The organism is Thiohalocapsa halophila (genome assembly GCF_016583825.1).
GTDB classification, from domain to species: Bacteria; Pseudomonadota; Gammaproteobacteria; order Chromatiales; family Chromatiaceae; genus Thiohalocapsa; species Thiohalocapsa halophila.
Window position 1 is genome coordinate 1 of the sequence record NZ_NRRV01000125.1, and the last position, 6,959, is coordinate 6,959.

At 64.9% G+C, this 6,959-nt stretch carries 6 protein-coding genes; 3 read left to right on the forward strand and 3 right to left on the reverse strand.

Annotated features, from left to right (window positions below; all coding sequences use genetic code 11):
* Window positions 1-1,057 (forward strand): XdhC family protein (locus tag CKO31_RS24865; RefSeq protein WP_207148110.1); only part of this gene is annotated, 1,057 nt, incomplete at its 5' end.
* Window positions 1,058-1,473: 416 nt separating this feature from the next.
* Here CKO31_RS24865 and CKO31_RS24870 read toward each other — a convergent pair.
* From CKO31_RS24870 to phaE, 3 genes are all read right to left on the reverse strand, one after another.
* Window positions 1,474-1,986: a FecR family protein gene (locus tag CKO31_RS24870; RefSeq protein WP_200243252.1), complete on the reverse strand. Its 513-nt coding sequence runs from the start codon at window positions 1,984-1,986 to the stop codon at window positions 1,474-1,476.
* A gap of 413 nt (window positions 1,987-2,399) precedes the next feature.
* Window positions 2,400-3,467 carry a class III poly(R)-hydroxyalkanoic acid synthase subunit PhaC gene (locus tag CKO31_RS24875; protein WP_200243254.1) on the reverse strand — a complete coding sequence of 356 codons (1,068 nt, stop codon included), beginning with the start codon at window positions 3,465-3,467 and terminating at the stop codon, window positions 2,400-2,402.
* Between the two features lie 118 nt (window positions 3,468-3,585).
* Window positions 3,586-4,683 (reverse strand): class III poly(R)-hydroxyalkanoic acid synthase subunit PhaE, encoded by a 1,098-nt coding sequence (gene phaE / locus CKO31_RS24880; protein WP_200243255.1) that lies wholly within the window; start codon window positions 4,681-4,683, stop codon window positions 3,586-3,588.
* Between the two features lie 229 nt (window positions 4,684-4,912).
* Between phaE and CKO31_RS24885 the strand changes: the two genes are divergently transcribed.
* Window positions 4,913-6,097, forward strand: a complete 1,185-nt coding sequence (locus CKO31_RS24885; RefSeq protein WP_200243257.1) for an acetyl-CoA C-acetyltransferase — start codon at window positions 4,913-4,915, stop codon at window positions 6,095-6,097.
* Between the two features lie 129 nt (window positions 6,098-6,226).
* Complete coding sequence (gene phaR / locus CKO31_RS24890; RefSeq protein WP_200243268.1) at window positions 6,227-6,727, forward strand: polyhydroxyalkanoate synthesis repressor PhaR; 501 nt, start codon at window positions 6,227-6,229, stop codon at window positions 6,725-6,727.
* The last annotated feature ends 232 nt before the right edge of the window (window positions 6,728-6,959 follow it).

Sequence of the window (6,959 nt, forward strand, 5' to 3'; positions counted from 1 at the left end):
CCCCATGGCTGATCCAACCTTGACGGAATCCCCCGCTGCGCCCCTTGAGACACCCGCCGAGCCCGTCAGCGACGACGAGCGGCTGCTGGCGGCCATCACGGCCTTGGGCGATCGCCCGGCTTGGCTCTTCACCGTCGCCGCCACCTGGGGCGCTTCGCCGCGCCCGCCGGGTGCCATGCTGTTGCTGGATGCGGACGGCCAGGAGACGGGCTCGGTGTCCGGCGGCTGCGTAGAGGCGGATTTGATGCGGCAGGTCCAGGCCGGGGAGCTCGCGGCGGACACGCTGCCGCGGCTGATCAGCTATGGCGTGGATGCCAAGGAGGCCATGCGCTTCGGTATCCCTTGCGGCGGCCGGCTGGATTTGCTGGTGGAGCGCATCGGAGACCCCGCGCCCTGGCGGCTGCTCGAGGAGCGCGTTATTGCCCGCGCCAGCCTGCGCCGGCGGCTGTGCCTGGACACCGGCGAGGTGAGCCTGCACCGCGGCAGCGGGGAAGGGGCCGACGGCGACACCTTTCGCTTCGACGGGCGCACCGCCGAGCGCACCTTCGGCCCCTGTCTGCGGCTGGTGATCATCGGCGCCGTGCACATCACCCGGCACCTGGTGCCCATGGCGCGGGCGCTGGGTTATCGGGTCATCGTCTGCGACCCGCGCCGGGAGCGGTTGGCGGAGTTGGAGGGTCTCGGCGTGGAGCTCGATCCGCGCATGCCAGATGACTGCGTCCGCGACCTCGCCAACGACCCGCGCAGCGCCGTGGTGGCCCTCACCCACGACCCCAAGCTCGATGAGATGGCGCTGATGGAGGCGCTCACCGGCGATGCCTTCTACGTCGGTGCACTCGGCTCATCACGCAACCAGCAGGCGCGCCGGGAGCGGCTCGCGAGCCTAGGCGTGACGCCGGCGCAGGCGGCGCGACTGCGTGGCCCCGTCGGGCTGCCGCTGGGTGGGCGCACCCCTGCCGAGATCGCCGTGTCCATTGCTGCCGAAATGGTGGCTGTGCGGCAAATGGCTGCTCTGGCGGAGCGTGGTGAGGCACCTCGCGATCATGTGAGTCCTTGATCAAGAGAGACTCATGGCGGGCTTTGCTGCGGCCCCGATAACGTATCCTCATACCCTTTTGCGCCGGCATCTATTTCCGCCGAAGCCGGGATGACGGGCAACTGGTGCGGGATGCCGCCCGATACCGACAATGGCAGCACTCATCGAAGCTGACGAGTGCAAACAGCGGCCACGCCAACACCCACGCGGCCAGGCGCTTCGCATGGCCAACAGTTCACGAAAAAGCGCAGAGCCTGTGGAGGGGGTTCCCGCTGAATTTCGGGGCAACGTTGCTGCGTATACGCCCTATGTTAAGGGTCTGTAACTAAAATTGTTGGCAGGCTGGAAGGCGAGGGAAAGCTCTGGCTCTCATGTGGCGAGCGCGACGCACTATCTCGCCACGGAGCGTGGCCAGATAGTGCCCGGAACTGGAGGGCTTATTCGGGGCTGATGGGGCGCGCTGGGCGAGGACTACGATCTGCGTCATCGTTCGATACAGCCCAGATGACGCCAGCCGCGGATGCAACGCCTAAGCCGATCAAGCCGGCTGTCGGCTCGACGATCTGCGAAGTCATCGCCTGGGACAACTGCACTGCATCGTCGCTGCCCGCCGCGCGCGCTGCGACCTCCTCGAGGGACTCCGGCTGTTTGCAGGTGGCATCGTCCGTCAGCGTACGCATGTCCGGTCCGACGATCTCTTCATTGCATCCGTCCGCGAAGGCTAGCGTCGCACGACTTTCCTCGAGCACGAAAATGCGGTCACTGGCCGCGAGCGACATGCCCGCATCCGCAGATGCATAGCCAGTCCCATTTTGGACCATGACGGTACCGTCGAGCGCAGCGAGCTGGGCGAGTGGCTGGTCGGGTGCCTGCTCAGCGTTTGCGGCGGCAACGCCGAGGCTCGCGCACAGGGCCCCCACGGGGAGAATACAGGCTTTCGAGTAGGACATCGTAGTCACTCCGACAGTAGGGTGTTTGCGTTTCACGGGTGGAGATTTGGTCGCGCTGCGCTCAGGCTGATGAGCCCATGCCCGGGAAAGATTTTGGTCACTCGATCCTCAGTCAACCTTGGGCCGACATAAGGGCCCTTCCAACGAGCGATTCCAGCCGGGCAAGAAGGCGCTGGGAACATAGATAGCATGGAAGGGGGGCTCTTGTCACCTAAACAATCGCTTGCCCCGATCGCTTGCCTGGACGCGCGCGGACTCTGTCTGGGATGTCTCGCCGCGCTGTGATGTCCTTTGCCCGTGCAAGGCCCTGCCGGCAGAATGCACCGGCGGGCGGCTGCCCCGGAGTTAGGCAGTCTCGGGGCTCGCCGACAAGCGCCCGGCACAGAGCGTGCCTGCGCCCTTGGGGGCCCTGCTCAGCTGCGCTCGTTGAGCCAGTTGCCGATGGCGGGGGTGACCTCTTTTTGGGCCTTGCCGCTGACATAGATGCCGATGTGGCCGCCGGGGAAGGCGAGCTCGGTATAGTCCTCGGAGCCGGTCATGCCGTTCATGGCCTTGGACGATGCCGGCGGCACCAAGTGGTCCTGCTGGGCATAGATGTTCAGCACCGGGCAGGTGATCTGCTTGAGGTCCACCGGCTGGTCGCCGACGCGGGCGGTGCCTTCCATGAAGGCATTGTTCTGGTAATAGTCCTTGATGAACTGGCGGAAGGTCTCGCCGGCCTGGTCCGGGCTGTCGAAGATCCACTTCTCCATGCGCAGGAAGTTTTTGACCTTGTCCGGGTCGTCGAGTAGATCGACCATATTGACGTACTTCTGGCCCGTGAGACTGAAGGGCTTGAGGCTCAGGAAGGTCCAGTTGAGCAGCTCCCCCGGGACATTGCCCATGGTGTCGACGGCCAGGTCCACGTCGATGTTCTGCACCCAGTTGGAGAGCAGGTTGTCCGGCGTTTTGAAGTCCACCGGCGTCACCATGGTTACCAGGTTGTGGACCTTGTCGGGGTGCAGCGCGGTGTACATCAGGCTGAAGGTGCCGCCTTGGCAGATGCCGAGGATGTTGATTTTTCCGAGCCCGTGCTTCTCGCAAATGTAGTCCACACAGCCGTCGAGATAGCCGTTGATGTAGTCATCCAGCGTCAGCGCGCGATCGGCTTGGTCCGGGTAGCCCCAATCGATGAGGTAAACGTCCTGTCCGGTGCCCAGCAGGCCCTTGATGGTGGAGCGGTTCTCTTGGATATCCGTCATGTACGGGCGGTTCACCAGCGCGTACACCACCAGGAGCGGCACCTCTTGCTGCGCCACCTCGCTCGGGCGGTGGTAGCGATAGAGGGTCAGCTTGTCGTCGTGGTAGACGGCGTCCTTGGGCGTGACACCGGTGTCGATTTCGCCGGCGTTGATGAGGTTCTCCATGCCCTGACCCAGCTTGCGGCTGTAGTCGAGCATTTCCTCGCCGAGCTTGTCGGGGCGGATTTCGATCGGGAACATATTGGATGTGTCCTCAGCGGTGGTGCTTAAATCTGTGCCGCGGCGGTTCGGGGCAGGGTCGAGGGCCTAGGCTCTAGGATCTAGGTAAGGAGCAGGCACTGGGGCCCGCGCTTTGCTTTTAGGCGCTCGGTCCGGCCTTGGCAGCCGTCTTCTTGCGTGCTGCAGCCTTCTTCTTCGGTTCCCCGGCGGTAGCGGGCGGTGCGCTGCTCGCCGTCGCCGGGCGCTCCGCGATCTGGCGCTTGATGGAATCGAGCTCCCGGCGCAGGTGCTTGTTCTCGCGGCGGGTCTCCTGCATGCGGTCCTGCAGCGTGCGCACCTCACTGGCGGTGGGCATGTTCATCGCCCCCAAGGTTTCGTCCACCATTACGGACATGCGCTTTTTGAGCGCCATCTGGGCGTTCACCAAATGGCCGTGGATGCGCGCGTACTCCGGCGTGCTGACCTCGTCGGCATAAGCCGTTTCGCAGCAGGCGACCCAACTGTCGTAGAGCTCGCGGGCGGACTCGATGGGCTTGTCCTCGTCGGCGCGCGACTGCACGAGCTCGCGCAGGCGCTCGACGGACTTGCCGCCGAGCTTGGCAAAGAAGCCCATGTACTCCTGGTAGGCGCGCTGGTAGTCCATGGCCCGGCGCATCAGGTCTTGATACTGGGCCTGCTCTTCGCGGGTGTAACCGAGCCCGGGCGCGGAGAGCATGCGATCAAAGCTCTCTTTGACTTGGTCGTGCGGCATGTTGCGCAGCATGTCGCCCGGCATCATGGGTGAGAGCGAAGACATCATGCGCTGCCAGTTGTCCAGGGGCATTTCCCAGAAGCCGAGCACGCGGCGCATGGCGTCGTCTGCGGCGCCGGTGCTGCCCATGGCAAAGGGATTGGTACCGAAGCCGTTGCTCATCGCCTCGGTGAAGGCGCGCTGCATGTCGTCGAAGGTCTTGTTTAGTGCGTCCCAGCCGGTGCCGCCGTCGGTGAGGCCGCGCGTGAAACGCTCCACCGTGGCGAAGTAGGCCTTGCCCTGCTCCATGAGCCGGTCCATGAACTGCTTGGAGGGATCGCTCGCGGCGGGGGAGACGGCTTTCCACCATTGATCCATTGCGGCTTCCCATGGATTTTGTCTGGGTGCCTCCAGACCCATGGCCTTACGGCTCATGTCGGTGAGATTCTCCCAATAGCGTTGCTGTAGTTTGAGCCAGTCGTCGTTGAACAAGGTATCGTTCGCCATGCGATTTGCGGACGCTGCCGCCCTCCTCTCAGTGGTATTGCGCCGAACGCTAACACGGAAATTTGTGCACTGCAACAAAACCCCGTAGACTCCGCCGTCGGAAGGGCGGCGGCGTCCGCGCTTCAGCCGTTAGACTCTCACTCGTCGATCTCGATTTCTTACCGCGCTGGCGGGCAGGTGCCGCCGGCGAGCCCGCAACCAAAGAAGCCACCGCAAAGGAGACCCAGCCATGTCCCAAACCGCCGTCATCGTCGCCGCAGCCCGCACCCCCGTCGGTAGCTTCGGCGGCTCCCTCGCCTCCCTGCCCGCCACGGCGCTGGGCTCCGTCGTCGTCAAGGCCCTGCTGGAGCGCACCGGCCTCAAGCCCGAGCAAATCAACGAAGTGATCCTGGGCCAGGTGCTGGCCGCCGGCGTCGGCCAGAACGCAGCGCGCCAGACCGCTATTCACGCGGGTCTGCCGCATGAGGTCCCCGCCATGACCATCAATCAGGTCTGCGGCAGCGGCTTGCGGGCCGTGCATCTGGCCATGCAAGCGGTCATGTGCGGCGATGCCGAGGTGGTCATCGCCGGCGGTCAGGAGAGCATGAGCCAGGCCGCTCACGTCCTGCCCGGCTCCCGCGATGGCAAGCGTATGGGCGACTGGAAGATGGTCGACAGCATGATCGTCGATGGCCTCTGGGATGCTTTCAACAATTGCCACATGGGTGTCACCGCCGAGAACATCGCGAAGCAATACGACTTCTCCCGCGAGCTCCAGGACGCCTTCGCCGCCGATTCCCAGCAGAAGACCGAAGCCGCTCAGGTCGCCGGGCGCTTCGACGATGAGATCGTGCCGGTGGAAATCCCCCAGCGCAAGGGCGACCCGGTGATCTTCGCCAAGGACGAGTTCCCCCGCGCCGGCGTCACCGCCGACAAGCTCGGCAAGCTGCGCCCGGCCTTCGACAAACAAGGCACCGTGACCCCGGGCAACGCCTCCGGCATCAACGACGGCGCGGCCGCCGTGGTGGTGATGAGTGAAGCCAAGGCGCAGGAGCTGGGACTCACGCCGCTGGCACGGATCAAGGCATTTGCCACCGCCGGTGTGGACCCGGCCATTATGGGTACCGGCCCCATCCCCGCCTCCACCAAGTGCCTGGAGAAGGCCGGCTGGAGTGTCGCCGACCTGGACCTGGTGGAGGCCAACGAGGCCTTCGCGGCGCAGGCCCTGTCCGTTAACAAGGACATGGGCTGGGATACGGAGAAGGTGAACGTCAACGGCGGCGCCATCTCCATTGGCCATCCCATCGGTGCCTCCGGTGCCCGGGTGCTGGTGACCTTGCTGCACGAGATGCAAAAGCGCGGTGCCCAGAAGGGCCTGGCGACGCTCTGCATCGGCGGCGGCCAGGGCGTCTCGCTGGCGGTGGAGCGCGATTGAGCCGGCGCTGGGTTGGCTATTGGTGCGAGCGTGAGAAAAAGCCGAAGCCTTGGCGTTGATCCGCGCCCGCTCAACCCCGCCGTCGGTGGGTTAGACTGGGGGGACAATCCCGCTGTCCCCCCGCCCGACATGCCCACCGAGCGCATCATCAAGAAGTATCCGAACCGGCGCCTCTACGACACCGAGCTGAGCCACTACATCACCATCGCGGACGTGCGCGATTTGGTCATGCGCGGCGTGCCGTTTCGGGTACTGGACACGGCCAACGATGCGGATCTGACCCGCTCCATCCTGTTGCAGATCATGCTGGAGGAAGAGGCCGGCGGCGAGCCGCTCTTTTCCGCCAACATGCTGGCGCAGATCATCCGCTTCTACGGCGGCACCCTGCAGGGCGTGTTCGCGCGCTATCTGGAGCACTCCCTGGACGCCTTCGCCGAGCAGCAAAAGCAGCTGGCGGAGACCTGGGGCGAGACGCCCTTCGATGCCATTAATCTCATGACCCAGCGTAACATCGAGCTTTGGGCGGATGCCCAGAACACCTTTCTGCGCGCAGCTGGCTTCGAGCCGAAGCCATCCACGCACAATGACGACGACTCCAGCGACGATGCGGAGGGTGGCGAGCGGGGCTGAGGCGACGCCGGCGCTACCTCTGAAGCGCGCGGGGCGCCGGGCCCGAGGCTCCCAACGGCCGCGGGGGCAGCAAACGCGCTCTGGCGACAGCGGCGACGGCATCTCCTAGTGCTTTGCTATGAAAATCCCGAGACCGTCTGCAACTCAAGCCGCGAGCGGCTTGCCGGTATAGGTCCAGCGAAACGGCTTGGCCAGGGTGTTGTTGAAGTGGTCGATGAAGGTGGAGAGTTTG

Excerpts from the sequence above, each read along its gene's own strand:
- CKO31_RS24870 (WP_200243252.1), bottom strand. The coding sequence starts at position 1,986 with ATGTCCTACTCGAAAGCCTGTATTCTCCCCGTGGGGGCCCTGTGCGCG.
- CKO31_RS24875 (WP_200243254.1), bottom strand. The coding sequence starts at position 3,467 with ATGTTCCCGATCGAAATCCGCCCCGACAAGCTCGGCGAGGAAATGCTC.
- phaE (WP_200243255.1), bottom strand. The coding sequence starts at position 4,683 with ATGGCGAACGATACCTTGTTCAACGACGACTGGCTCAAACTACAGCAA.
- CKO31_RS24885 (WP_200243257.1), top strand. The coding sequence starts at position 4,913 with ATGTCCCAAACCGCCGTCATCGTCGCCGCAGCCCGCACCCCCGTCGGT.
- phaR (WP_200243268.1), top strand. The coding sequence starts at position 6,227 with ATGCCCACCGAGCGCATCATCAAGAAGTATCCGAACCGGCGCCTCTAC.